This is a genomic window from Catellatospora sp. KI3, assembly GCF_029948125.1.
GTDB lineage: Bacteria > Actinomycetota > Actinomycetes > Mycobacteriales > Micromonosporaceae > Catellatospora.
Window position 1 is genome coordinate 61331 of the sequence record NZ_JASAMB010000030.1, and the last position, 23298, is coordinate 84628.

A 23298-nucleotide genomic window follows, 5' to 3' on the forward strand; every position below is an offset into this window, starting at 1 on the left:
CTTAAGGTGGTGGGACCGTCAGGCCATGGCGTGCACCGCGGGACCGCGGTGCGGGGCGACGCTCGACCCGTCGGGGAGCAGCTCGCCGGTGTCCTCGAAGACGATGACGCCGTTGCAGAGCAGGCTCCAGCCCTGCTCCGGGAACGAGGCCACTACCTTGGCGGCGTCGTGGTCGATGGCGTCCGCGGACGGACACTGCGGTTGGTGCTGGCACAACATCTCGGGGTTCTCCGCGATTCGGTTAGGGGTGAGGGCGTGGTTGCTCGGTCTGAGCTGAACCGGCGCCGGTGTGCGGTCGATCACATGAACAGTGACGCACGCTACCAAGCCGAACGAGCCTTTTACGAGCAGGTGACGCTGGGCGTTTTCATTTATCAGCCGTTCGGACGAGACGAATGAAGCCGGTCGGCCTATACCCCACCCATGGTCTGGCCAGGGACATCCCCGGCATTCCGGCCGCGTGTCGTGACCAGGCGTGGGAACGCTCCCGGTTCGAGTGGCGGGTCGGCGACCCCGGCGATCCGGCCGCCCTTGTCGAAGCTTTTCTGTCCCGTCATAACCTTATTGTGAATGATCTGTCCGGTAGGTGTTCTTCGGAAGTGCCCGATCCGGAACACGACATCTGCGGAGCGGCACTGTTCGTCTCCGCCGCGGGCGGTGCGGTGATGGCGGGCGGCGCCCTGGGCGCGCCCAGCCCCGTTCCCGCGGTCCCGGATGTGGTCGCGGTCGTTTACGAGCACTCCGCCACCGTACGCCCGTCTGGCGAACCGGACGCCCCGTCCGGGCAAACGGACGGCGACTGGCGATTGGGCGCTTGGCGGCCCTCCTGGACCCCCGCAGACCATGCCGCAGCGGTGGAGCAGGTGCGTACGTCGATCGCCCGCGGTGACGTATACCAGGTCAACGTGGTCGGCCATGCCGCCGCCGCGTACGCGGGCGACCCGCTCCCGGCGCTGCGCCGGCTCACCCGCCTGGCCGGTGCCCGCTACGCCGGGATCCTGCGCGGCGAGGGCTGGGCCATCGGCTGCGGCTCGCCCGAGACCCTGCTGCGGGTACGCGGCGGCGAGGCGCTGACCCGCCCCATCAAGGGCACCGGCCCCGCCACCGAGGCCGGGCGGGCCGCGCTGCTCGCCTCGCCCAAGGAGCGCGCCGAACACGTCATGATCGTCGACCTGATGCGCAACGACCTCGCCCACGTCGCCGCCACCGGCTCCGTACGGGTGCCGCGGCTGTTCGCGCTGCGCCCCTGGGTGGACCTGTGGCAGGCTGAGTCCGACGTGACCGCGCGGCTGCGACCCGGCACCGGGCTCGCCGAGCTCCTGCGCGCCGTGTGCCCCGGCGGCTCGGTCACCGGAGCGCCGAAGCTCGCCGCGCTGGCCGAGATCGCCCGGCTGGAGCCCGTCGGCCGGGGCGTGAGCATGGGCGCGCTGGGGTGGATCGGCCCCGACCGCGTCGACCTGGGCCTGACGATCCGCACCGCCGCCGCCGACGAGGGCCTGGTCCACGTCTGGGCGGGCGGCGGCATCACCATCGACTCCGACCCGGCCGCCGAGGTGGCCGAAGCCGCCGCCAAGGCCGCCCCGGTCCGCGCCGCCCTCCGCGGCTGACCCAAGCCGCACCCGCGCGGGTGCTCCCCGCGCGCCGCACCCGCGCGGGTGCTCCTGCGCGGCGCTCGTGCGGCCGAGTCGCCGCAGGGCAGGTCCGCCGGACACGACCCGTCTTGTATCGACGCTGGCCTATTACGTCGACTTCGATCTTGATTGAGTCGATGTAATAGGCCAGCGTCTATGACGGGCGGGCCGGGTCGCCCGCCCGGCGGGCCGCTCCGCCCTCGGCTTTCCGGCAGTTTCGGGGAAACTGCGCGAATGGGGGCGCCTTTTCCGGCAGTTTCCCCGAAACTGCACGGATCAGCGCCAGGCCCTGCTGACCGCGAGTCGCGAGCGCACCCCTACACCCAGGCGCGTGATCGGTGGCCGCGGTCCGAATGTGCCGGTAGAGCCGGCCGTCTGACCGCAAACGCTGATCATGTGGCTGAGCGTAGGGGTGTGTGCTGGGGCGGGAACGGCGGAGGCCCGGCCCGCGTGGTGGCGGGCCGGGCCTCCGGCTGTCGGGGCGGGGCGGGTCAGTTCGCCTCGAAGATGGCGCTCATGAGCACCTTGCCGATGTCGTACGACCGCTCGGAGCTGTAGGTGTTCACCCCGGTCGCGGAGCTGATCTTGGCGAGGGCGGAGCTGTTCTCCGGCTTGCCCAGCGCGATCGTCACGACCTTCACCGGGCGGCTGGCGTCGGCTCCCTTGATCTTCGCGGTGAGCTCCTCCAGCTTCAGGCCCTGCAGCTGGTCGTCGTCGGCGCCGTCGGACAGCAGCACGATCATGTTGGTCGCGTCGGGCACGTACTTCTTCTGCATGGTCTGGTACGCGGCCCAGACCGTGTCGTACATGCCCGTGTTGCCGCCCGGCTCCAGCTCCTTGAGCTCGGCGACCAGCGTGTCGCGCCGGGACGCGGTCTGGCCGTCGGCCTCGAGGTCGTCGTCGAGCTTGCCGACCGGCACCACCTCGCGGTACGCCTTGCTGCCCGACTGCTGCGAGGAGAAGACCCACAGGCCGACCTGCGCGTCGTCGCCGAACAGCTCGATCGCCGCGCCCGCGCCGGCCTTGGTCAGGTCCAGCTTGGTCATGCCGGTGCCGCGCACCACGCCGCCCATGGAGCCGGAAACGTCCAGCACCAGCAGCATGTTGGTGGGGCGGGTCAGCGCGGTCCAGGTGTTGACCGTCTGGGTGATCGACTCGCTCAGCAGCACGCCGCCGGGCAGCGCGGTCAGCTTGCCGATCACGCCGTTGTTCTGGGTCAGCTTCGGGCCGGGGACGCGGTTGGAGTCGCGGTAGCCCATCGACTGAACCTCGGCCCGGGCCGGCTCCTCGCGCAGGTACTGCAGGAAGGCCTGCGCGGCGGCGCTGCGCTCGGGGCTGGTCCACGCCGCGTTCTTCAGCACCAGGTACGGGTTGTCCGCCTCGGTGGTGGCGTTCTGCGGGTAGACGGCGACCAGCGGCAGGTCGGGGTGGGCCTCGTTGTGCCGGACGATGTCTTGCTCCAGCGCCGGGAACGCGGTGAGCGTCTTGCCCTGGCCGGCCACGTACTCGGCGAACAGCTCCTCGGTGGTGCTCTTGTACACCGCCAGGCGCTGCTCCAGCTGGAACACCCGGCCCAGTTCGGTGGCGTCGACCTCGGTGTTGTCGTCGGCGTCGATGATCGCCGACAGCGCCAGCAGGCCCGCGGTCGAGGTGGCCGGGTTGCTCATGCCGATCTTGACGGTCTTGTCCTGCGCGAGCTTGTCGAGCAGGTCCTTCCAGTCGAGCTTGGTGTTCGGCCAGTTCAGCTGCTCGGCGGACGCCCGCGGCATCGCGATCACGACGGGTGTGCGGGCCACGCTCGGCAGCAGGTCGGGCAGCAGACGGTCGGCGGTCTCGCTCGCGGCGGCGGCCTTCTTCACCCAGGCGCTCGACGGCGGCACCCACACGTCCGGGGCCGGGCCCGACGCGGTCGGGTCCCAGTCGTGCGCCAGCGCCTCGACGGTCACCGAGGCCTCCTGGACGCCGATCGCGACCGAGGCGCACACGCCGTTGACCGAGGGGTTCGTCTCCGCCCACTTGCCGGCCAGGTCCTGCAGCAGCGACGCGGTGCTGGGCGGGGCCACGATGGTGGCCTGGGTGCTGCCGGAGCAGGCGTTCTTGATGAGGTACACGTAGCCGATGGTCAGGCCGGAGCCGACCAGTACCAGTGCCATCGGGATGACGAGCCAGGGTGCGATCCCGCGGCGCCGACCGCCGCCGCGCCGGTGCGATCGGACCGCGGAGCTACGGCCGTTCGGCATCGGGGCCTCCGCAATAAAAGGGGTGGGGGTGGGGGTGGGGGTGGAGCGTGTGTCGAGAACCACGGGGGCGGTGCTGGACCGGGACAGTCTAGGACGTTGTCAAGCCGGGTCGAACAGCCCGGACCATCTCGTGATCATCCGATTCGCTGGGTAGACACCGACGTCACGCGGGGTTACCCAGAACCGGGTCAGAGCACCACGAAGTCCGGCTCCGGGTGCCGCAGGAACGCATGGTGCGAGATGTCCCAGCCGTACGCCCCGGTGCGGGCGAACACCAGCACGTCGCCGACGCGCAGCCGGTCCACGCGCTGGTCGCGGGCGAGCACGTCGCGGGGCGTGCACAGCTCGCCGACCGCGTCCACCGCGACGTCGCGCACCTGCGGCCGGGGCCACGGGTACGGCCAGTGCTCGACCGGCAGCACGGTGAAGGGGTGGCTGTACCCCCACGCCGCGGGCAGGCGGAAGTGGTGGGTGCCGCCGCGCAGCACCGCGAACCAGCGGCCGTGCGTCTGCTTCAGATCCAGCACCTGCGCGGCGTACCAGCCCGCGTCGGCGGCCAGCCAGCGCCCCGGTTCCACCACCAGTTCCACCCCGGCGGGCACCGGGACCCGCAGCGCGGCCGGGTCGAACTCGGCGCCGCCGGTGTAGTCGACGCCGAATCCACCACCGGCGTTGACGCTGCGCAGCGCCACCCCGAGCTTGTCGGCCAGGAGCACCGACCAGTCCAGCGCCTCGGTGAGGAACCGGGCGTGCGCGGCGGCGTCGAGATTGTTGGACACCGCGTGCAGGTGCCAGCCGGTCAGTTCCAGTCCCGGCAGCGTACGGGCCAGCGCCACCGCCTCGGGCAGCTGCTCCTCGGCGATCCCGAACGGCGTGGCCGTCCCGGCCATCGCGTGGGTGCCCGGCAGGCCGCCCCCGGCCCGGTTGACGCGCAGCGTGATCACGGCAGCCTGCCCCGCCCGCGCCGCGATGAGGCTGAGCCGGCGCAGCTCGTGCACGCTCTCCACGTTCACGGTCGCGCCCAGGCGCAGGGCGGTGGCCAGTTCGGCGTCGGTCTTGGCCGGGCCGCCGAACACGATCCGGCGCGCTCCGGCCGCCTCGGCCAGGGCCAGCTCGCCGCCGGAGGCGACTTCCAGGCCGTCGCAGGCCCGCGCCGCCGCGCCGACCAGGGCCGGGTGCCCGTTGGCCTTGACCGCGTAGCAGACGGTGACGCCGGGCAGGGCCGCGCGCAGGCGGGCGACGCGGTCGGTGAGCACCGCCGGGTCGTACACGTACGCGCAGACCGGGTCGGGTAGGGCGCGCAGCGCCTCGGCCACGCGGGGTGGCAGGTCAGCGGGCATGCAACGGATTCTGCACCGGCACGTAGACGTCGCCCGACCCGGCCAGCCGCATCCGGGTCAGCGCCTTGTGCGGCACCGTCGGCGCCGTGTAGAACGCGTGGTCGCGGTGCCCGGCCAGGGCCTCGTCGACGACGTGGCGTACCGCCGCCCAGGCCGTGCCCTCCGCCAGCCCGTGCGACCGGCCCAGCCGCAGCACGAGCTCCCCCAGGTGCGCCTGGAACGCCGTGTACGCCACCTTCGACAGCAGCACCGACTCGTCGCCGGTGCCGATCACCGAACCGGGCCACAGCCGCAGCGCCACCCCGGTCGCGGCCAGCCGCCCCTCGTGCACGCGCATCCCGGCCAGGTCCCGGATGCCCATGCGGTGCGGCACGCCGTCGCGGAAGGTCGGCACGCAGTTCTGCAGGTGCGCCTCCAGCCCGATGCCGTGCTGCGCGGCCAGGCGCAGCACCGGCGGCAGCAGCAGCACCGCGTACTCGTTGAGGAAGCCCAGCGCCGCCAGCTGCGGGGAGGTGGCGCGGCGGCTGTGGGCGTACCGGTCGACCAGGCCCGTCAGCAGCGTGGCGCCGCTGACCGGGTCGAGCGCGGCCAGGGCGCTGCCGGGCACGGGCTGCTCGCCCGGGGCCAGGCGGCCGCCGAGGCCGTCGCGGACGATGGTGCTGAGCTGCCGCGAGTCGCCGACCAGGCCCGCGGCTCCGGCGGGCTCGGCCATGAGCAGCAGGCGGCCGCCGGACTCGGCGTCCAGCAGCGCGCCGAGCGCCTCGGACAGGGCCGGGCCGTTGCGGGTCGAGGCGACGGAGATGGTGCGCCGGGTCGAGGTGACCTGGATGTCCAGGGACAGCTTCAGGTACGTCCCCGGCCGGGCCGAGCCGGTCAGCAGCACCGTACGCAGGGCCGCGGTGGGCAGGGCGGGCAGCACCGGATCCAGCACCCGCAGCGTGCCGTCGGCGAACAGCTCGGGGAACCGGCCGCGCAGGTGCCGCAGCTGCCAGATGTGCACCGGCAGCACCCGGCGGCCAGGCGGCGCCGCCACCCCCAGCCGCTCGGTGAGGTCGTCGCCGAGCACCAGCTCCGGCCGGGCCGCCACGAACCCGACGGCCGTCGACTCGGTCTCCAGGTCGTGCGCGATCATGTCGCCCGCGCTCCAGCCCAGCCTGGTCCGGCCGCACGGGTGCAGGTTGTGGCCCTCGGTGGCCAGCCGCTCCAGCCGCGCCACCCGCTCGTCCGGATCCAGCTCCGCCAGCAGCTCGATCATGTCGGCCCGGCCCAGCGCGGCCGCCGCCGCCCGGTGCCCGGGGTCCTGCACCGCGCGCCGGGCGTACGCCAGAGCCAGCCCGTGCACCGCGCTGTCCAGCTCGGCCCGCAGCCCCGGATGGTCCACCAGCGACAGCGGGTCGTCGGCGACCGGGCCGAGCACCACCCGGTCGAAGCCGTGCACGGTGCCCCGGAAGCGGCCGCGGGCGTCGCCGATGTCCTCGCGCCACAGCGCCTCGGCCAGCCGGGTCGCGACCGCCGCCCGCGCCCGGGGCAGCGCGTCGCGGTACCCGTCGAGCAGGTCCGGTGCGATCCCGGCCACGTCGGCGGCCATCGAGCCGTCGAGGGTGCGCATCACTGCGCCAGCGGGTTCGGCAGCGCGGCCCACACGTCGTCCAGCGGGTCGTCGGCCAGCCGCATCGCGGTGGTGGCCTTCAGCGGCAGCGGCTCGCCGAGCACCGCGCGGGCGTCGGCGGCCGCCCCGGACGGCAGGTTGTCGTAGACGCCCTCGACCCGGTCGCGGACCAGGCGCCACAGGGCGGCCGGGTCGACGCCGTACTCCCGGGCGACGGTCGCGATGGGCTCGCCCAGCGCCACCGCGATCCCGGACGCGAGCACCTTGGCCCGCAGCTGCACCGGGTCGTCGCTGGCCAGGTCGCCGTGCAGCACCGGGGCGTCCACGCCGTGGCGGCGCAGCCGCTGCGGGCTGACCCGGATGCCGCCGATGTCGCGGTACGACAACCCGGTCGGCCGCCCGTGGCTCAGCGTCACCAGCAGGTTCTGCCCGTGCGCCTCCAGCGCGACGCCGCGGTGCAGCAGCGTCAGCAGCACCGGCGCGATCAGCGCGGCCAGGTCGGCGACGAACCCGGCCGGGTGGCCGCCGTAGCCCAGCCGCACCGCCTCGCACAGCAGCGGGCGGCCGTCGTTCGGCGAGGGCGCCGACAGCGCCGCCACGGGCAGGACCACCTCGTTCGGGCCGGGCCGGGCGGCGCGCCGGGCCACCACGGCCAGGCTGCGCAGCGGCTGCCCGGCCTCGTCGAGCACCGCGCCCGCGGCCAACTCCGGCCACACCGTAAGCCCCAGGTCCGCCCCCAGCTGCGCGAGCAGCTTCGACACCACCGGGCCGTTGCGCACCGCCGCCGGGGACACGATCCGCACCGCGCTGGTCATCTGCACGTCCACCGACGTCTTGTAGTGCCGGGTGGGGTCGGCCACGGCGGCCAGCGTGCGCAGCGACATCAGCGGCCGGGCCGCGATCTTCTCACCCGAGGGCTTCAGGAAGGGGTACGCCGACAGCACGTGCTCGCGCTGCCACGGGTGCACCGGCAGCCGGGGCGCCAGCCCCGCACCCGTGGTCAGCCAGCGCTTGGCCGGGACGGTGAACACCTCCAGCGCCACCGTGGGCCGGTGCTCCGGGGCGTACGCCAGCGACTCGGCGGCCGACATGCCCAGCCGGGTGCGGCAGCACGGGTGCAGCGGATGGCCGTCCACGACCGCCTGCTCCAGGATCGCCAACCCGTCCGGCCGCCCCGCCAGCACGGTCAGCGTCGCCTCGCCCCGCTGCGGATACGGCTGGTTCGCGCGGGCCAGGGCCAGGTGGGCGACGCTGTCGGCGACCTCCTCGGCCAGCCGCAGCGGATGCCCGGGCAGCTTCAGCGCCCGCAGCAGCGCCGCCGGGTCGTCGAACCGCTCGGTCTCCAGCGTGACGCGCAGACCCTCCGGGGCGACGGCGAACATCTCGGCCATCGCGGCCGAGCCCATCAACCGCTGACCGGAGGCCAGGGTCACCAGGATGTCCCCGCCGTACGCCCGGCGGTCCAGCACCCCCGGCAGCGGCTCGCGGACCAGGGCCCCCCACAGCCGCGCGAGCACCGCCGCGCGGGCGCCGGGGAGCGTGTCGTCGGTGCTCGGCACGGTGTTGATGGAAACCCCTCCCCGACGCCACGGCTGGAGATCCAGTGTGGACCACGCCTGCCCAGCCCGCCAGCAGTCCGGCGGCGGCGACCCTGTCAGCCTAGCGTTCTTAGGTATGCCTAACCAATGTGGCGCGCGGGCGGAGTGCTCCGCGTCACCGACGCCCGCTCCGCTGCGCCCCGGTCCCGGCGGCGCACCGGTGCTCACGCCACCACGGGTCGCTTCCGGCGACCCTCACCGGTGCCCGGTCCGCTGCGCCCCGATCCCGGCCACGACCACCAGCGCCACGCCCAGCACCTGCAGCGCGGCCGGGCTCTGGCCCAGCAGCACCGCCCCGACCAGCAGCGCGAACGCCGGTTCCAGGCACATCAGGGTGCCGAACGCCGCCACGTTGAGGCGCCGCAGCGCCAGCAACTCCAACGCGTACGGCAGCACCGGCAGCAGCAGCGCCAGCCACGCCGCCTGCGCGACCACCGGGCCGCTGAGCCCGCCCGCCGCCTGCGGCATTCCGAACACCGCCGTCACCACCACGGCTGCGGGCATCGCCACCGCCAGCCCCTTGACCCCCTCGAACCGGTCCCCGACCCGCTGCGTCAACAGGATGTACGCCGCCCACCCGACCGCCGCCACCAGCGCCAGCGCCACCCCGGTCACCGACACGCCGCCGCGCCACGGCTGCGTCAGCGCCAGCACCCCCGCCAGCGCGAACACCGGCCAGAGCAGACCCCACCGGCCGGTACGCCGGACCACCGCCAGCCCGAGCGGCCCCAGGAACTCCAGCGCCACCGCCGTGGCCAGCGGGATACGCGCGATCGCCTCGAAGAACGCCACACTCATCACCGCGCTCACCGCGCCGAGCAGCAGAGCACCGCCGAGGTCGGCCCGGCGCTGGGCGCGCAGCCAGCGCCACGACGGGCGGGCGATCAGCCAGAACGCCAACGTGGCCCAGCACTGGCGCAGCCACGCGGTGCCCGCCGGGCCGACCGCCTCGAACAGCCGCGTCGACGCGGCCGCACCCACCTGCACCGACAGCATCGAGCCGAGGATCAGCAGCACGGCCGGGCCGGTACCCGCCCGCCGCCCACCCGGACCCGACGCCATACCCCCATGATCCCGCCCCACCACGCCCCCCGACCCCACTTCCCCTCACCCCTCAGAGTTGCGGTTCGGGGTCGTGGGCCGTCGCGGCACGGATTGAGGGCCGCGATGATCGCCGTGCGAGGACGAGACCTCAGCCTGTGGCTCGGATTCCGACCGCAGGTTGCGATCACCGCTCGGGCGCGGTTCGGATCGCCGCCGAGAGGACGTGGTTCGAAGATCGCGGCCTGTGGTCACATCACTGCGTAGGACTCCGTGTCGGGCTTCGTGATCGCTGGTTCCGGTCAGGAGATTGGCTTTAGACCGCTGTTCTGACCGCAGGTCGCGATCATCGGCCGAAACGGGGTCGAAGATCGCGGTCGCCGGTCAAATCGCTGCGCAGCCGACGAGGTCGAAGCCTGCTTCTTGACCGGAAGCGCTGATCACCGGTGCTCAGGTGGCGTTCCGCCGGCTGAGCACCGGGGCGAAGATCGCGACCTCCGGTCGCAACCCCGGGGCGGGGCTGCTGTGCCGGAGCGACGTCCCCGTTGACCGGGTGGAGCGGGTCAGTTGGCGAACCACTGGTCGTAGGAGAGGCGGGCGATCAGGGCGAGGACCACCACCAGTAGCACCACGCGGACGAAGCCGGAGCCGCGGCGCAGGGCCAGTCGGGCGCCCAGCTGGGCACCGATGATGTTGCAGACCGCCATCGCCGCGCCGAGCTTCCACCACACGTGGTCGCCGATGGCGAAGACGACGAGCGCGCCGAGGTTCGTACCCGCGTTGACGATCTTGGCCATGGCCGAGCCGTGCAGGAAGTCGGCGCCGATCACGGTGGTGAAGGTGAGCACCAGGAAGGTGCCGGTGCCGGGGCCGATCATGCCGTCGTACAGGGCGATCAGGCCGCCGGCGAGGGCGATCGCGACGGCGGCGCGGGTGCGGGTGCGCTTCTCCGGGTGGGCCACCACGCCGTTGTTCGGGCGGAACGTGACGAACAGGGCGACGCCGACCAGGATCGCGAGCACCACCGGCCGGTACGCCTCGGGCGGCACCGAACCGGCGAACCACGCGCCGATGCCGGCGACGACCACGGCCATCGCGGCGGCGGGACCCGCGACCCGCCAGTCGATGCGGGTACGCCGCGCGTACAGCACCGCCGCGCTGGAGGTGCCCGCGATGGCGGTCATCTTGTTCGTGCCCAGCACGGTGGCCACCGGCACGTTGGGCAGGCCGATCAGCAGGGCGGGGAGCAGCAGCAGGCCGCCGCCGCCGACCACGGCGTCCACCCAGCCTGCGGCGGTGGCGGCGGTCAGCAGCAGCGTGAGGGTACCGGCGTCCATGGGGGTGGCGGGCGGTCAGCGCTTGCGGCGCTGCATCGACAGCCACATACCGGCGGCGCCGATGGCTATGAAGACGAGCATGAAGCAGACGAGGGCCTTGAACACCCGGCAACAGTAGCCGCTCCCGCGCACCACCCCCTGCCCCAGCCCCGCGCGGGCCGCCGGGCGGCGTGCCCCGCTCCCGCCCCGCCGGGCGGCGTGCCCCGCTCCCGCCCCGCCTCTGATCGACGTTGGCCTATCGCGAGGAAGATGATCTACGAAAATCCCTCGTGATAGGCCAACGTCTATGAAAGGCGGCGGGGCGGGGCGGGGCGGGGCGGGGCGGGGCGGGGCGGGGCGGGGCGGGGTCACTCCTCGAAGAAGTCGCCGCCGTCGAAGTCGAAGACCTCCTCGGCCACCTCTCCGGCGACCATGCCGCCGAGGAAGCCCGCCGCACCGGCGGCGACGACCGTGCCCATGCCGTACCCGTCGTGCCCGTGCGAGCCGTGGCGCCCGTGCCCGTATCCGTGGCCGCCGTGCCCGTACTGCTGGTGGCCGTACTGCTGGTGGCCGTAGCCGTGGGCGCCGTGGCGCTCCAGGGCCTGGCGGAGCCAGCCGTCGATGACGGCGGTCCAGTCGGTACGGCCGGCGTCGGCGTGGCTGACGTGGTGGCGGCTGAACGTGTCGTGCCCGCCCGCGAACCCGCGCTTGTCGAACTCCAGCACCACGTCCATGCCCTGCGGGCCGGTGACGAAGGTCAGCTCCAGCTGCCGCATCCGGCCGCTGTACGCGGGCGACGGGTAGAACTCGATCTCCTGGTAGAACGGCAGCGTCTGGTGCACCCCGTGGATGCGGCCGCGCTCGAGGTCGGCGCGGGCGAACTGGAACCCGAGCCGGGTGAACGCCTCCATGATCTCGGCCTGCAGCGGCAGCGGCTCGATCGCGACGGGGTCGAGGTCGGTCTTGTCCACGGCGTTGGCGACCGACAGCTCGGTGTGCACGCCCATGGTCATGCCGCGCAGCGGGGTGCCGTAGAAGGCGGTGACCGGGGCCTCCCACGGGATCTCCAGCTGGAACGGCAGCACCTGGTTCGCGCCCGCGGCCAGGGTGAACGGGCCGGTCAGCCGTACGTGTTGGAACTCGACCGTGCTGCCGTACTCGCTGTCGCCGTGCTCGACCTCGACCCGGGTGACCAGGCCGATCGACACGTACTCGATGTGGTTGTCGCGTTCGCCGCCGCGGATGTGCACCTGGCCGGCGAGCACCCCGCCCGGGCGCACCACCGGGGTGGACAGGACGGTGTCGACCGACGGGCCGCCGACGCCGAGCGCCGACAGCATCCTCTTGAAAACCACTGGTCCGCTTCTCCTCGTGTACGTGCCGCGGATCTGATGCGGCTCGTACACATCTAGCAGATCCTGTCCACTGTCGCCCGGGTCACACCGGCACGCCCCAAGTGGCGTGCCGGTGCCGAAACGGTCAGGAGTGCTCGATCAGCGGCAGGTACTCGGGGTGGTCGTGCACCCAGCGGCGCACGAACGAGCAGGCCGGAACGACGTGGACCTCGTCGGCGGCGGCGTCGGCCATGGCGGCGGCGACGAGCAGCGCGCCGATGCCGCGTCCGCGCGCCGCGGGCTCGACCCCGGTGTGGTCGAACACGATCATGCCCGGTCTGCGGTGGTACGTCAGCTCGCCCAGCAGCACGCCGTCCTGGCGTGCCTCATACCGGCTGCTCTCGGGCACCTCGACGACCTCGACGTCGGCCACGGGGGTCTCCTTCACTCTCCCGGTCTCCATTATCGGGCGGGCGGCGGCGACAGCTCGTCGAGTTCGGCCAGCTCGCTGGCGGAGGGGATCCAGTCGGCCGCGGCCGCGTTCGCGCGGACCTGCTCGGGGCTGGTGGCACCGGCGATGACCGAGCCGCAGCCGGGCTGGGCGGCCAGCCAGCCGATGGCCGTCTGCAGCAGGCTCTGCTCGTGCCGCTCGGCCCAGCCCGCGAGCGCCTCGACCGTGTCCAGGCGGGCCTCGGTGATGAACCGGGCCGACTCCTTGGCCAGGCGGCTGTCGTCGGGCGCGGCCTGGCCGCGGCGCACCTTGCCGGTGAGCAGGCCGTTGGCCAGCGGGAAGAACGGCAGCACGCCCATGCCGTAGTGGCGCGCGGCGGGCACGATCTCGGCCTCGATGCCGCGCTCCAGCAGCGACCAGTGGTTCTGCGCGCTGATGAACGCGGTGGTGTTCAGCTGCTGCGCGACGCGTACCGCGTCGGCGACCTGCCAGCCGGTGAACTGCGAGCAGCCGATGTAGCGGACCTTGCCCGCCTGCACCAGCTCGTGCAGCGCCGACAGCGTCTCGCCGATCGGCGTGGCCGGGTCGGGGGTGTGCAACTGGTACAGGTCGATGTGATCGGTGCCCAGGCGGCGCAGCGAGTCCTCGACGGCGCGGCGGATGTAGGCGCGGCCGCCCTTGGCGCCCGCCGCGGGCCCGAACTCGAGGTCGACGTCCTGGTGGCCGAACTTCGTCGCGAGCACGACCTGGTCGCGGCGCCCCTTCAGGACCTCGCCGAGCATGGACTCCGACGCCCCGACGGCGGTGCCGCGGCCGTAGATGTCGGCGGTGTCGAAGAAGGTGATGCCGGCGTCGAGGGCGGCGTCGACGACGGCGCGGGTGCCGTCCAGGTCGAGCCGCCAGCCGAAGTTGTTGCAGCCGAGGCCGACGGCGGAGACGGTCAGGCCGGAGTTGCCGAGCGGGCGATAACGCATGATCGACACCCTAGCGCGCGGTGGGGCGCCGACGGTACGGCCGACGGCCGGGGCATGCGGGACGACCTCCCTACTATCCATTTCCGCGACAGCCTGACCGGGTCGAATGGCGGTGTGACCTCAGCGTTTCGACGAGTGGACAACTGACATCGGTCTATGGAAAATCAGCGGTACCCGCATCTGCTGGCGGCATAGTGCGGCCGTTAACAATCGTCGGTCGAGCCTGCCGTGGAGGTGCGGGTGACAAGTGCGCTCTCCGAGCCGTACGCCGAAGAGTGGATTTTCGACAACGCCTTCTCGACGCGGCGGATCGGCCGCCTGGGCGTCGAACTCGAATGGCTGGTCGTGGACCCGACCGCACCGGCGTCGCGGCCTGACCACGCGCTGGTCCAGGAGGCCGTCTGCCCGCCCGGCCGCCGCCTGCCGTACGGCAGCGCCATCAGTTTCGAGCCCGGCGGCCAGGTCGAGCTGTCCACCCTGCCCGCGGCGAACCTGACCGAGTGCCTCACCGCCGCCGCCGAGGACCTGTCGGTGATCCGCAACGAGGCGCGCGCCCGCGGCCTGCGGCTGGTCGGCGCCGGGCTGGACTCCCGCCCGCCCCGGCGGGTCGTCGACGATCCGCGCTACGCCGCGCTCGAAGCCGCCTACGACCAGTACGGTCCGGTCGGCCGGCAGATGCTCTGCAACGCCGCGTCGGTGCAGGTCAACGTCGACGCCGGGGACGACTCCGGCGGCTGGCGGGGCCGCCAGCGCCGGTGGTGGCTGCTCAACACGCTCGGCCCCGCGCTGATGGCGATGTTCGCCAACTCGCTGGGCGAGGGCGGCCGCAGCACCCGCCAGCTGCTGCGCTTCCGGACCGACCCGACGCGCACCGACCCGACCGGGCCGGGGGAGTGCCGGGCGACCTGGCTGGCGTACGCGCTGGACGCGCAGGTCGTCGGCGTGCGGATGCCGTCGGGGCGGCCGTGGCTGGTGCCGCCGGTCGGCTTCACCATGCGCCACTGGCTGCGCGGGCAGGGTCCGCGGCCGGCGACCCTCGCGGATCTGCGGCGCCACCTCAAGAGCGTCATTCCGCCGGTACGGGCGCAGGGGCACCTCGAGCTCCGCATGATCGACGCCCAGCGCGGCGACGACTGGGCGGTGCCCACCACGGTGGTGGCCGCGCTGCTGGACGACCCGAGCGGATCGGAGCGCGCCGCGGCGGTCGCCGAGCGGCTGCCGCAGGAGCCGAGCCGGACCTACTGGGCCGAGGCCGCCCGGGACGGGGTGTCCCGGCCGGAGTTGGCCGCGGCGGCCCGGGCGCTGATGGAGATCGCGCTGGACACGCTGCACCGGATCGGGGTGCCCGCCTGGGCGGCGGCCGCGACGGCCCGCTTCGCCGACCGGTACACCGACCGCGACCGCTGCCCCGCCGACGACGGCCGCTCGGCCTGACCGCTCAGCTCACTCGATCTCGGCCGTGCAGCCCTTGGCCTGGGCGCCCTCCCGGTAGCGGACGGAGGTGTCCCGGGTGAGGGTCGCGCCCGCGTGGAGATTGGGAACCCGCTCGGTGGTGTCGCCGAGCGACGCCCCGCCGGCGTCGGTCACGCTGACCCTGACGTCGAAGTCGCCGTTGAGCAGGCCGCCGTTGGTGACGGTGAACCTGATCCGGGCCACCGGCCCGGCGAGATCGCAGTCGAGGACCTGGGTGGTGGCCCGGTTCGCGTCGAGGAAGAGCTTCACCCCGCCCAGGGGCAGTCCGCAGCAGGCGACCAGGGCGACCAGCCCCGCCACGACCTTCGCGCGGGTCAGGCGGCGCCTGGGCGCCGGGGCGGGTGCGGGTGCGGGTGCGGGTGCGGGGCTGTTCACGGGGGCTCCTCCCAGTGGCGGCGGCGTGGCCGGGCGGTCAGTCGGCGAGCTGGGCCAGGGCGTCGCCGCTGAGCCGGAACACGGTCCAGGCGTCCATCGGCTCGGCGCCGAGGCTCCGGTAGAACCCGATCGCGGGTTCGTTGGAGTCGAGCACGCCCCACTGCAGTCTGGTGTATCCGCGCTCGACGCACAGCCCCGCCAGCGTCCGCAGCAGCGCCCGGCCGTGCCCGCCTCCGCGCGCTTGCGGGCGCACGTACAGGTCCTCCAGGTAGATGCCGTGCACACCGTCCCAACTGGAGTAGTTGAGGAACCACAGCGCCATGCCGACGGTCTCCCCGGTCGCCTCGTCGACGGCGACGTGCGCGAAGGCCGCCGGGTACGGCCCGAACAGGGCCTCGCGCAGCTGGGCGGGGGTGGCCTTCGCCTCGTGCGCGGCGCCCTGGTACCGCGCGAGTCCGGCGATGAGGTCGAGCAGCACGGGGACGTCGTCGGGCACGGCGGTACGGATCATGGGCGCACCCTACCGGCGTACTTCAGCCGCCGCGGGCACCCCGTTAGGCTTGACCGATGGGCAGGATCATCTCCGTCAACGCGGGCCGGGCCCGCCCCAGCGACGCCGCCGACCTGGGCGTCACCGGCATCGACAAGCGCGCCGTCGAGGGTGCGGTCGTGCTGCGGGCCCCCGGGCCGCGCGACACGGGCCTGGGCAGCGGGGTCGAGGGGGACGACATCTGCGACCGGCGCCACCACGGCGGCGACGACCAGGCCGTCTACGCGTACGCCCGCGAGGATCTGGACGGCTGGGCAGCCGAACTCGGCCGCGAGCTGCGGCCGGGCCTGTTCGGCGAGAACCTCACCACCACCGGTGTGGACGTCAACGGCGCCCTGATCGGGGAGCGGTGGCGGGTCGGCACCGCGCTGCTGGAGGTGTCGGTGCCCCGCATCCCGTGCCGTACCTTCGCCGCGGCGATGGAGCAGCAGGGCTGGATCAAGCGGTTCACCCAGGCGGCGCTGCCGGGGGCGTACCTGCGGGTGGTCGAGCCGGGCGAGGTGCGCGCCGGGGACGAGGTAACCGTGGTGCACCGCCCCGACCACGACGTGACCATCGCGCTCACCTTCCGGGCGCTGACGCTGGAGGCGGAGCTGCTGCCCCGCCTGGTGGACATCGAGCAACTGCCCGCGTCGGTACGGGAGAAGGCCGCCGCCAGGACCGGCTGACTCAGACGTGCAGGGTGCCGTCCAGGACGGTCACCGCCCGGCCGGTCAGCTCGACCCGGTCACCGCGCCGCACGGTGCCCACCAGCCCGGTCCGGGCGGACGCCTGCAGGCCGACCAGCTCGTCGCGGCCCAGCCGCGCTCCCCAGAACGGGGCCAGCGCCGTGTGCGCGCTGCCGGTCACCGGGTCCTCGGGCACCCCGACGGCCGGGCCGAAGAACCGGGACACGAAGTCGTAGCCCGCCGCCGGGTCGGCCGCGGCGGCGGTGACGATCACACCCCGGGTGGCCAGCGCGGCGACCTTGGCCAGGTCGGGCCGCAGGGTGCGTACCGTCTGCTCGTCGGCCAGCTCCACCAGCAGGTCGCCGAGCGCCCCGGTGTCGTGCGCGGAGACGACCGGCACGCCCAGCGCCTCGGCGAGGCCGGGCAGCGGCGCCACCGCGACCGGCAGGTTCACCGGGAAGTCCAGCGTGATGGTGCCGTCGTGGTTGGCGGTGGCCGACAGCAGGCCGCTGCGGGTTTCGAACCCGACCGTGCCGGTCGCGAGGCCGTCGGCGGCCATGGCGTGCGCGGTGGCCAGGGTGGCGTGGCCGCACAGGTCGACCTCGGTGGCCGGGGTGAACCAGCGCAGTGCCCAGCGCGAGCCGCCCAGCGGCCGCGCGAACGCCGTCTCGGAGAGGTTCATCTCGGCCGCGATGCTCTGCATCCACTGCCCGTCCGGCCAGGCGTCGCCGTCGAGCAGGCAGACCGCCGCCGGGTTGCCGCCCATCGGCCGGTCGGTGAACGCGTCGATGATCCTGATCCGCATAGTCGGACCTTATCGGCAGGTCGCGGCGCATCCGACGGCCAATCGCCGATTCGTGGCCCCGGACGACGGCGGGCGTGCGCCCCTGCCGGAGCCGCACGCCCGCCGCTGTGCCGTCGCGACCGTTGAGAAGGGGCCCTTCCCCTACGTATTGCGATAAGAAGGGCCCCTTCCTTACCTCACTACACGAGCGGTTCGAGCCAGATGTTGCGGAAGCGGGGGTTCTCGCCCGCGTCGCCGTGGTCCTGCAGGCGGATGCCGCCGACGGACGCGCCCTCGGCCGCGCCGGCGCCGGTCGGGCCGTCGATCGCCACGTCGTTGTGGACCACGAAGCCGTTCCAGACGATGGTCACGCGGGCGTTGGCGGTCTTGGTGGCGCCGCTGTAGCGGGCGGCCCGGAACGTGATGTCGTAGCTCTGCCACGTCTGCGGGGCGCCTGCGGCGTTTCGGTCGGCCGCCTTCTTCTGGTAGATCGAGGCGGCCTCGGTGTTGTCCAGCGCGGTGTCGCCGTACGAGTCGAGCACCTGCAGTTCGTAGCGGTCCTGCAGGTAGATGCCGCTGTTGCCGCGCTGCTGGCCGGTGACCGAGCCGGGGTAGAGCGGCTCGTACCACTCGACGTGCAGCTTGAAGTCGCCGAAGCCGAACTTCGTGCGGATGTCGCCGCCCAGCGACTCCATCGACCCGCCCGACAGCGGCCAGGCCGCGGCGCCGCCGGAGCCGTTCTGCCACAGCGTCAGGTCGTCGCCGTCGAACAGCTGGATGCGCTGCCCGCCCGCGGTGACCGTCCAGTGCTGGCTGGTCGCCCCGACGTAGTCCCAGATGTGGATCTGGGTGCCGTCGGCCGAGCTGCCGCTCAGCGCGTCGAGCACCTTGCCCGACTGCGGGTTGAGCAGCGAACCGTTGGCCTGCGGCTGCCATACCTGCGAGCCGGTGCCGTTGCAGGTCCACAGCTGCACCTTGGTGCCGTTGGCGGTGCCGGCGTTGTCGACGTCCAGGCACTTGCCGAAGGCCCGGAAGGTGGTGCCGACCCGGGTCCAGCGCTGGGCGTTGGTGCCGTTGCAGGTCCAGAGCTGGACCTTCGTACCGTCGGTGGAGCCCGCGTTGTCCAGGTCCAGGCACTTGCCGCCGTTGCCGATGATCGGGCCGGAGCCGCCGGACAGGGCCAGCGAGTCCAGGTTGACGTTGCCGGAGTCACCGGTGTCGTAGCGGATGGCGATGGTGTTGCTGCCGCCGTTGAGGGCGACGGTCTCGACCTGGGTCGCCCACTGGTCCCAGTTGGGGGTCCCGCCCAGGGTGAGCTGGCGCAGCCTGGTGCCGTTGACGTACAGGCTGACGGTCTTCGCGCCGGCGGACGGGTTCGGGCCGGCGGAGAAGCGCAGGGCTGCCTGGTAGACGCCGGTGGTGGCGGCGTCCACGGTGAACGTGGTGGTGGCGCCGGCGGTGCCGTACCCGGCGACGAAGCCGGTGCCGGTGTATCCGGTGTGGTCGGTGGCCACCGACGCGCCGCCGCTGCGCGCGGCGTTCTCGGCCTGGTAGACGCCGTCGGCCGGGGGCGGGGTCTGGCCGGGGATGGCGTTGAGGGTGTACCACGCCTCGGTGCTCCACAGCGACTGCCCCGAGGTGGAGCTGAACGGGCGGGGCGAGCGCACGTACACGACCCGGCCAGCCTTGCGGCCGCTGACGGTGAGGTTGACCTTCTTGCCGTCGGTCGACACGGTCGCGCCGGTGACCGCGAGGGTCTCCTCGTCGATCTTCGGGCCGCCGTACGCGGAGGTGGCCTCGTAGCGCCACTGCTTGAACGCGTACTTCGAGGCGATGCCCGCGATGGTGTCGGCCGACAGCGGCTGGGTGTACTCCAGTTCGAAGCCGGTGGTGGTGGCCCGCATCGCGAGGATGTCGAAGACGCTGGTGCCGTTGGGCGTCAGCTTCTGCAGGCCGTAGACGAGCTTGCCCGCCTGGCCCCAGTTGCCGCCCGCGCCCAGGCCGCCGACGTAGACCGCGCCGTCGGGGCCCAGGTGGACCTCGGCGATGCCCGACTCCAGGCCCTGCGTGAGCCGGAACAGCGCGCCCTGGTACTCGCCGTTGACCTTCTCCAGGAACCCGCGCTGCAGGCCGCCGTAGGTGACGTCGCCGATCAGGAACTGCCCGGCGTACGGCCCGGACGGCATCAGCAGCGGGGCGCTGGGGGAGTTGGCGATCTCGTTCTGCGGCATCCACAGCACCGGCGGGGTGACCGGGTTGGCGTCGAACTGGCCCGACGGGGACGTGTAGTGGTTGAAGAACCGGCCGGGCTTGATCTCGACCAGCTTCGAGGCGGGCAGCCAGCCGCCCTGGTTGTCGGTGACGAACACGCCGCCCTCGGGGCCCCAGCCGATGCCGTGCGGGGTCCGCAGGCCGCCCGCGACATAGGTGATCGCGCCGGTCGCTTTGTTGATCTTAATGCTGGTGCCGCGGTTCGGGTCCGGCTGCGGCACGGTGGTGGCGCCGCCGTAGTCGATGGCCACGGACAGGTTCGCGTAGAAGTAGCCGTCCTTGTAGAGCAGGCCGAACGCGAACTCGTGGAACGCGCCGGTGAAGGGGAAGGTGGCGATCGTGTTGTACTGGTCGGCGACCTCGTCGCCGTTGGTGTCGACCAGCGCGGTCAGGCGCGTCTTCTCCGTCACGTACACGATGCCGTCGACGACCTTGAGGCCCATCGGCTCCTTGAGGTTGCCCGCGATCTTCTTCACGGTGACCCCGCCCGGCCCGCCGGTCCCGGCGGTGCCGGTGAGGATGTAGACCTCGCCGGCCTGCGAGGTGCCGGACTGGTCGCTGCCGCCCCAGGTGCACAGCACCAGGCGGCCGTCGGGCAGCCAGTCCATGCCGGTGACCTTCGGCTGGAAGGTGGACGGGCGCAGGTTGGTCAGCGTGAACCCGGGGTGCACGCTGGTCAGCGGCAGGCCGTCGCCGGGTGAGTCGCCGCTGGCCTCGCACTCCTTGCGGCCCGGCGCGGTCACCCGGACCACGCCCGCGTCGGTGCTCAGCACCGAGTTCGGCACCAGCGTGAAGGCCGTGGCGCCGGGCGTCTTCCAGTCCAGCGTCAGCTGCTGGCCGCCGCCCGCCTCGAAGTAGTCGATGCGCAGCGAGTGGTAGCCGGTGGCCAGCGTGACGGCGCCCTCCTTGGCGGTGGCGCCGTGCAGGCCGTCGTGGTCGATCACGGTCGCGCCGTCGATGACCAGCCGCGACCCGTCGTCGGTGGTCAACCGGAACGTGTACGACCCGGCCGTGGTGATGTTGACGTTGCCCAGCACCTGGGCCGCGAAGTTGTCCTCGAACCCGAAGTCGGCCGCCGTGGTCCAGTTGACCGTGGCCATCTTCTTGTCGACGTTCGGGGTCTGCCCGGTCTTGAGCGTGCACAGCTTGCTCAGCGCCACCTGCAGGTCGTAGACGCGCAGCGTGACGCCGGGCTCCTGGGCGGGCAGGGCCGCGGCGGCGGGTAGGGCCGGGAATCCGGTCGCGAGCAGGAGCACGGCTGACGCCAGCACGGTCTCCCGCAGTCGGCGTAGCGTTCGGGTGCCCATCGTTCCTCCTGGGGGTAGAGGTTGCCGACGGCTGCCGCGTACGGCGGGTCCGCGCGATGACCGTCGGGTCCGTGCGCAGGTGGTCATCGACGCCGACGATTAACGCACCCGAAACATCGGTGGGACACAACGTAGACGACTTTAATTTCGATGTCTATATCTTTCGATCAAACTGGCAAAAGTCCGCCATGCCCACCGCGAAAGTGCCCGACGCACCGGCGTGTCACCGCCTCCCGCGCAGCTCAGCCGGTAGGTAGCGGCCGGTAGTGCGAGTCGACGGCGGGCTGGCCGGTGAAGTTGGGGCCGGCCCGGTCGTCGGCGCCCGCGTACGTGAACGGCAGGTCCAGGTTCCGAGGCCCGACGCAGGTGACGATGCGGCGCCGAGCGTCGTAGCCGACCCGGTTCTCGCGCAGCAGGCGGCGCAGCGTCCGGCTGGCGTCGGTGCCGTCGGCCAGGCGGATGCTCGCCAGATCAAGGTGCGCGGCGAACGTACCGCCAGGGGACAGCCAGGTCAGCGCCCGCGCCAGCACGCCCAGCTTGTCGCCGACGTAGTGCAGCCCGTGTACGCAGGTGATCAGGTCGTAAGCCCGGCCCGGCTCCCAGCAGGAGACCGATGCCACGTGCAGGTCCAGGCCCGGTGCGGTACGGGCCGCCGGATCGAACCAGTCGATCAGGTCGACACCGGTCAGCGTGACCTGCGTCCCGCCTGCGACGTCGCCGCCCCCGTCTGGCCGGATGGGAGCAGCCGAGATGAGGCCGGCCCTTCCCGGACCGCTCGGGGCCGGGCCGCTCGGGATCGCGACCCTGGCGGCCGGGTCGATCGGTGCCGAGTCGGTCGGAGCTCGGAGGAGATCGGCTGCCTGGGTGAGGGCGCGGGCTGATCCGCAGCAGAGGTCCAGCCAGGACGCCCGGCCGTGGTCGGCGAGCCGGGAGCGCAGCAGGTCGAGCGGGTGCAGACCGAGGTCTTTGGCGTAGCTGTTGACGCCGTCGAGGCCGCGCTCGCGATTCATCGCGCAGTTGGCGACCACATCGGAGCGCTCCAGGGCGTCATCGGTGAGCAGGCGGTCGGCGGGCATCGCCAGATCCTGCCAGAGGCCGTACCGACCCGGCTGCCCCGTGCCGGGCGCCCCCGGATCCCGCCGTGGGTGAAGAAGGGGCCCTTCTACCGCGTAAAGCGATAAGAAGGGGCCCTTCCTTCCCTTGCCTAGGCGGGGGTGGGGGCGGTGAGGGAGGCGGCGAGCTGGCGGAAGGTGGGACGGTGGGCGGGGTCCGGCGCCAGCGCGGCGGTGACCAGGGTGGACATGGCGGGCCACGTGTCCGGTACGGCGCGGTGGGCGGTGCCCGTGGCGATGGACGCCCAGGCGTCCCGGGGGTCGTCCGCGCGGCCGTTGGTGGCGCAGGGGTGCGCCCAGCGGCCGGTCCAGGCGGCGTACAGCAGGGCGCCGAAGGCGTAGACCTCGGCGGGTGCGGTCAGTGCGACGTGCTGGTCGGGGTCGGTGTCCAGCAGTTCGCGGGCGGTCTCCGGCGCGGTCAGCTGGGGCAGGCCGCCCCGCCACGGCGTCGCCGGGGCGAGAGAGGGGTGCCCGGCGGGGTCGGGGTGCTGCGCGTGGGCGTAGTCGAGCAGGCGGGCGGTGCCCCGGGCCGGGACCAGCAGATGCTCCGGCCGCAGTCCGGCATGGCGCCAGCCGAGGTCGTGCAGGTCGGCGAGGGCTACCGCCGCCGACCAGGTGGCCACGGCTGCGGTACGTCGCTCGGCCGGGCCGTCGGTGCCGCGTACGCCCTGCCAGCGCCGGTGCAGGGTCGGGGCGTCGAGCCAGTCCAGCGCGATCCAGGCGCCGTGCTCGGTGCTGCCGTGGGCGCAGAGGTAACCCGGATGCCCCACCCGCGCCAGCACGCCGGCTTCCCGGGTGGGCAGATGCCGGTCCGGACCAGTGGCGTACTTGACGGCCCAGTGCCGCCCGTCGGACAGGCGCACCTTCCAGACCCGGCTGCGCGCGGAGGCGACCAGTGTCGCGGCCTGCGCCTGCTCGGGCAGCTCGATCTCCGGCGGCAGCATGGGCGCCTCCCTTGTGGTTCCTGGCTGCCAGTATTGCCCTAAGACCGATTTGTACCTTTTAGCCGCGCCCGCCGTACGCCACTCGCCACAACCGACCGCGTCAGCGACCCCCCTCGCCCTCCCGGATCCCGGGACGGTCGGCCCGGAGACCTCCTCTTGCGCCCCCATGTAGCGATCTTGGGGTCCATCCCGGCGTTGATCGCCGTTTGAGGTCAAAGCGGGGCCTACCGGCCGAGGTTCTGACCGCCGATCGCGATCACCGGCCTGGCGGCGGAGGTTC

The 23298-nt window shown here is 73.1% G+C and carries 19 protein-coding genes; 3 read left to right on the forward strand and 16 right to left on the reverse strand.

The genetic code is table 11. The features are described 5' to 3' along the window. Positions 1-18: 18 nt before the first annotated feature. On the reverse strand, positions 19-216 hold the full coding sequence (locus tag QEZ54_RS32540; protein ID WP_212829021.1) for a DUF5999 family protein: 198 nt from the start codon (positions 214-216) through the stop codon (positions 19-21). 179 nt (positions 217-395) lie between these two features. Between QEZ54_RS32540 and QEZ54_RS32545 the strand changes: the two genes are divergently transcribed. Further along, complete coding sequence (locus QEZ54_RS32545) at positions 396-1607, forward strand: chorismate-binding protein (RefSeq protein ID WP_281308594.1); 1212 nt, start codon at positions 396-398, stop codon at positions 1605-1607. Positions 1608-2122: 515 nt separating this feature from the next. Here the strand turns inward: QEZ54_RS32545 and QEZ54_RS32550 are convergent. From QEZ54_RS32550 to QEZ54_RS32590, 9 genes are all read right to left on the reverse strand, one after another. Continuing rightward, the gene (locus QEZ54_RS32550; RefSeq protein ID WP_281308595.1) at positions 2123-3784 is read right to left on the reverse strand and encodes a substrate-binding and VWA domain-containing protein; all 1662 of its coding nucleotides are present in this window, start codon (positions 3782-3784) and stop codon (positions 2123-2125) included. 275 nt (positions 3785-4059) lie between these two features. Further along, positions 4060-5211, reverse strand: a complete 1152-nt coding sequence (locus QEZ54_RS32555; protein ID WP_281308596.1) for an alanine racemase — start codon at positions 5209-5211, stop codon at positions 4060-4062. Then, positions 5201-6820 (reverse strand): IucA/IucC family protein, encoded by a 1620-nt coding sequence (locus QEZ54_RS32560; protein WP_281308597.1) that lies wholly within the window; start codon positions 6818-6820, stop codon positions 5201-5203. Before QEZ54_RS32560 ends, QEZ54_RS32555 begins: the two co-directional genes overlap by 11 nt. Beyond that, positions 6820-8379 (reverse strand): IucA/IucC family protein, encoded by a 1560-nt coding sequence (locus tag QEZ54_RS32565; RefSeq protein WP_281308598.1) that lies wholly within the window; start codon positions 8377-8379, stop codon positions 6820-6822. Before QEZ54_RS32565 ends, QEZ54_RS32560 begins: the two co-directional genes overlap by 1 nt. Positions 8380-8613: 234 nt before the next feature. Continuing rightward, a complete protein-coding gene (locus QEZ54_RS32570; RefSeq protein WP_281308599.1) occupies positions 8614-9480 on the reverse strand; it encodes an EamA family transporter in 867 nt (288 codons plus the stop codon). A gap of 542 nt (positions 9481-10022) precedes the next feature. Further along, complete coding sequence (locus tag QEZ54_RS32575; RefSeq protein WP_281308600.1) at positions 10023-10796, reverse strand: TSUP family transporter; 774 nt, start codon at positions 10794-10796, stop codon at positions 10023-10025. A gap of 347 nt (positions 10797-11143) precedes the next feature. Beyond that, a complete protein-coding gene (locus QEZ54_RS32580) occupies positions 11144-12130 on the reverse strand; it encodes a sporulation protein (RefSeq protein WP_281308601.1) in 987 nt (328 codons plus the stop codon). A gap of 124 nt (positions 12131-12254) precedes the next feature. Further along, positions 12255-12557, reverse strand: a complete 303-nt coding sequence (locus QEZ54_RS32585) for a GNAT family N-acetyltransferase (RefSeq protein WP_281308602.1) — start codon at positions 12555-12557, stop codon at positions 12255-12257. Positions 12558-12571: 14 nt separating this feature from the next. Continuing rightward, complete coding sequence (locus QEZ54_RS32590; RefSeq protein ID WP_281308603.1) at positions 12572-13534, reverse strand: aldo/keto reductase; 963 nt, start codon at positions 13532-13534, stop codon at positions 12572-12574. Positions 13535-13774: 240 nt separating this feature from the next. Between QEZ54_RS32590 and QEZ54_RS32595 the strand changes: the two genes are divergently transcribed. Beyond that, on the forward strand, positions 13775-14968 hold the full coding sequence (locus QEZ54_RS32595; protein WP_281308604.1) for a glutamate-cysteine ligase family protein: 1194 nt from the start codon (positions 13775-13777) through the stop codon (positions 14966-14968). Between the two features lie 9 nt (positions 14969-14977). Here the strand turns inward: QEZ54_RS32595 and QEZ54_RS32600 are convergent, their stop codons facing one another. Then, positions 14978-15382, reverse strand: a complete 405-nt coding sequence (locus QEZ54_RS32600; protein WP_281308605.1) for a hypothetical protein — start codon at positions 15380-15382, stop codon at positions 14978-14980. 37 nt (positions 15383-15419) lie between these two features. Further along, positions 15420-15893 carry a GNAT family N-acetyltransferase gene (locus tag QEZ54_RS32605; protein ID WP_281308606.1) on the reverse strand — a complete coding sequence of 158 codons (474 nt, stop codon included), beginning with the start codon at positions 15891-15893 and terminating at the stop codon, positions 15420-15422. A gap of 56 nt (positions 15894-15949) precedes the next feature. Between QEZ54_RS32605 and QEZ54_RS32610 the strand changes: the two genes are divergently transcribed. Further along, positions 15950-16600 (forward strand): MOSC domain-containing protein, encoded by a 651-nt coding sequence (locus QEZ54_RS32610; protein ID WP_281308607.1) that lies wholly within the window; start codon positions 15950-15952, stop codon positions 16598-16600. 1 nt (position 16601) lies between these two features. On the opposite strand, the gene QEZ54_RS32615 is transcribed toward QEZ54_RS32610, so the two are convergent. From QEZ54_RS32615 to QEZ54_RS32630, 4 genes are all read right to left on the reverse strand, one after another. Next, positions 16602-17405, reverse strand: a complete 804-nt coding sequence (locus QEZ54_RS32615; protein WP_281308608.1) for a PhzF family phenazine biosynthesis protein — start codon at positions 17403-17405, stop codon at positions 16602-16604. 179 nt (positions 17406-17584) lie between these two features. Further along, positions 17585-20962 (reverse strand): family 16 glycoside hydrolase, encoded by a 3378-nt coding sequence (locus QEZ54_RS32620; RefSeq protein WP_281308609.1) that lies wholly within the window; start codon positions 20960-20962, stop codon positions 17585-17587. A 242-nt stretch (positions 20963-21204) separates the two neighbouring features. Beyond that, positions 21205-22038, reverse strand: coding sequence for a methyltransferase domain-containing protein (locus tag QEZ54_RS32625; RefSeq protein ID WP_281308610.1), 834 nt, complete (start codon positions 22036-22038; stop codon positions 21205-21207). 128 nt (positions 22039-22166) lie between these two features. After that, positions 22167-23018 (reverse strand): hypothetical protein, encoded by an 852-nt coding sequence (locus tag QEZ54_RS32630; protein WP_281308611.1) that lies wholly within the window; start codon positions 23016-23018, stop codon positions 22167-22169. Positions 23019-23298 lie beyond the last annotated feature (280 nt).